Below are 2,897 nucleotides of genomic sequence, written 5' to 3'. Positions count from 1 at the left end.
TGGCGTACTCTCTCGGTACCCAAGCCTGTAGCCAAGGCGGGTGCCTGGGCCGAGGAGAAAGCTGAGCCGATGGTGCCTGACGATTTCGATCACGGAGAGAAACCCTTCATCCGTCCGTTCATGATCGACATGGCCTCGGATCATTACCAACTGGATATCAGCCGTGCCCGCCAGTTGCTGGGATGGCGGCCCCGGCATCGTCTGCGCGATACACTGAACGCGCTGGTCGACAACCTTAAACGTGATCCGCGCGGCTGGTATGAGGCCAACGGGATCACACCGCCGGACTGGATGACAACAGCCGACGAACGTGACCTGAATCCGGAGCAGGTTATTGAGCAACACCAGCGCAATGTCGTGACTCAGCACAACCAGTTCCTCTGGGCGCATTTTTTCAACATGGGGCTGGGCGCCTGGTTGTTGAGCTCGCCGGCCACGCTGGGCTATCTCGGCACGGCGATGGCTTACAGCGATCTGGTCAGTGGCGTGCTGCTTGTACTACTGGGGTTTGTCTCATTGTCCTGGCGTCACAGTTGGGCCCGATTCGCCTGCGCTGCGGTGGGTTTCTGGCTGTTGCTGGCTCCGTTGGTGTTCTGGACTGCAAGCGCTGCTGCCTATCTCAATGGCACCCTTGTCGGCATGCTGGCCATCGGGTTTTCCGCGCTGGTACGACCGGCGCCGGGCGTATCTCCGGTAGCAGCAACCTATGGCCCAAGGATTCCGCCGGGGTGGGACAAGAATCCCTCGAGTTGGTTCCAGCGCATGCCGATCGTATTTCTCGCGTTGCTGGGCTTTATCCTCTCGCGGTACATGGCGGCCTATCAGCTGGGGCATATCGACAGCGTGTGGGAGCCGTTTTTTGCCGGCAGCGGAGTCGGCGCGCTCAACGGTACCGAGCAGATCATCACATCCGACGTCTCGGAAGCCTGGCCGGTCCCCGACGCCGGCCTCGGCGGGATGGTCTACGCTCTGGAGATACTGCTCGGTCTGGTCGGCAGCACCCGCCGCTGGCGTACGATGCCCTGGGTGGTGGCGACGTTCGGTTTGCTTATCGTACCTCTGGGTGTTGTCTCGATTACCTTTGTGATCATCCAGCCGATTCTTATTGGCCCCTTGTGTACGCTCTGTCTGATCGGTGCGTTGGCGATGCTGCTGCAGATTGCCTATGCACTGAACGAGCTGGTAGCCACCGGCGAGTTTCTGCACCGGCGTTGGCGCAGTGGCGTGCCGGTACTGAAAATTTTCTTTACCGGCGACACCGATGAAGGCAGTGATGATCCGGCAGAGGCGAGCTTTCAGCGCCGCCCGCTGGTGATTGTCCGCGACATGCTCACGGTGGGCGTCGGCACGCCATGGAATCTGCTGCTGGCCGTGGCCATTGGCGTGTGGCTGATGTTTACCCGTGCCACACTGGGTAACGAGGGTGCGATGGCCCACTGGGATCATGTGCTCGGCGCCTTGATTGTGACCGTGGCGGTGATGTCGATGGCAGAGGTCGGCAGGCCGATGCGCTGGCTGCTGTTGCCTCTGGCGTTACCCTTGCTGGTGACGCCAATGCTGTTCGAAGCGCGAATGCCAGCCGCTACGGCGAGCTTCGTGTGCGCGGCACTGGTTATTGCTGTCGCCGTGCGCCGGGGGCCAATCCGTGATCGCTATGGTGGTTGGAGTCGCCTGTTGGTGTAGCCGATCAAGGGAGTATTCATGCACGATCATGTTGTTATCATCGCTCAATGGTGTGTAGCAATCATCGAGCTGTTGGGCATCGGAATCATTACCGTCACCGCTGTCTACTCGGTGGCCGTGGCGGCGTATCACATTGCCAAGAGTTACGACGCCAAGGGGGTCTTTCAGGAGGTCCGGATGCGTCTGGGCAGGGGGATTCTGCTCGGTCTCGAGTTTCTGGTGGCCGCCGATATCATCCTCACCGTTATCGTCGACATGACTTACAAGACAGTCGGGACGCTGGCTCTTATCGTATTGGTGCGTACCTTCCTGAGTTTCACTCTGGATGTCGAGCTCACCGGGCGCTGGCCGTGGCAGCGGGAGAGAGAGGAATGATCAGCCCCTACAGGAGCCTGCGTTGAACGGGACAGTTTCTTATCAGGCGCTGGCCAACGTCGTGCTGGCAGTGCATATCGGCCTGGTTGCGTTCGTCATAGTGGGCCTGGTGCTGATTGTTCTTGGCAACCTGCGAGGATGGCGCTGGGTGAACAACCTGTGGTTCCGCCTGGCGCATCTGGCGACCATTCTGATCGTCGTTGCAGAGGCCTGGCTGGGTATGGTCTGCCCCCTGACCACGCTGGAAATGTGGCTGCGCGAACAGGGCGGTGCCAGTACCTATGCCGGTAGCTTCATCGAGTACTGGCTGCAGTCGGTACTGTATTTCGACCTGCCGCCATGGGTATTCATTCTCGCCTACAGCCTGTTTGCCGCCCTGGTGCTGGCATGCTGCTGGTTCTTTCCGCCGCGCTTCAGGCGCAACAGGCTTTAGAGCCGGGTCAGGGCTTCGCGGGCTGGCCGGCTATGCGGTGCCATACAGCCCGCTGGGCTCTCAGTCGCGTTGCAGGGCGAGCGCCACACCCTGGCCGCCGCCGATACACAATGTGGCGAGGCCCTTCTTCGCGTCACGGCGCAGCATTTCGTGCAGCAGGGTGACCAGCACCCGGCAGCCGGAAGCACCGATCGGATGGCCCAGTGCAATCGCACCGCCATTGACGTTGACCTTCTCGGCGTCCCACTTGAGCTCACGGCCCACGGACAGCGCCTGGGCGGCGAAGGCTTCGTTCGCCTCGATCAGGTCAAGGTCAGCAATCTGCCAGTCAGCTTTCTGCAGGCAACGCTGCGTAGCTGATACCGGAGCAATACCCATGATGGCCGGATCGACGCCAGCGTTGGCG

At 60.9% G+C, this 2,897-nt stretch carries 3 protein-coding genes and 1 pseudogene; 3 read left to right on the top strand and 1 reads right to left on the bottom strand.

Annotated elements, in window-relative coordinates:
- The 3 genes from ABYA88_RS15965 to ABYA88_RS15955 form a co-directional block, all read left to right on the top strand.
- Positions 1–1,683: vitamin K epoxide reductase family protein (locus ABYA88_RS15965; protein ID WP_373188374.1), on the top strand; the 1,683-nt coding region annotated here is incomplete at its 5' end.
- Between the two features lie 18 nt (positions 1,684–1,701).
- Entirely contained in the window at positions 1,702–2,058 is a 357-nt protein-coding gene (locus tag ABYA88_RS15960) for a DUF1622 domain-containing protein (RefSeq protein ID WP_373188373.1), read from the top strand.
- A gap of 22 nt (positions 2,059–2,080) precedes the next feature.
- Positions 2,081–2,491 (top strand): DUF2784 domain-containing protein, encoded by a 411-nt coding sequence (locus ABYA88_RS15955; protein WP_373188372.1) that lies wholly within the window; start codon positions 2,081–2,083, stop codon positions 2,489–2,491.
- Positions 2,492–2,551: 60 nt separating this feature from the next.
- On the opposite strand, the pseudogene ABYA88_RS15950 reads toward ABYA88_RS15955, so the two are convergent.
- Positions 2,552–2,897: pseudogene (locus ABYA88_RS15950) on the bottom strand (acetyl-CoA C-acetyltransferase); the annotation flags it as partial.

The sequence above is a fragment of the Halopseudomonas sp. genome, assembly GCF_041579695.1.
Lineage (GTDB): Bacteria > Pseudomonadota > Gammaproteobacteria > Pseudomonadales > Pseudomonadaceae > Halopseudomonas.
The sequence above is the reverse complement of the archived record's forward strand: the minus strand, read 5'-3'. Positions and strand labels throughout refer to the sequence as shown.

Excerpts from the sequence above, each read along its gene's own strand:
- ABYA88_RS15960 (WP_373188373.1), top strand. The coding sequence starts at position 1,702 with ATGCACGATCATGTTGTTATCATCGCTCAATGGTGTGTAGCAATCATC.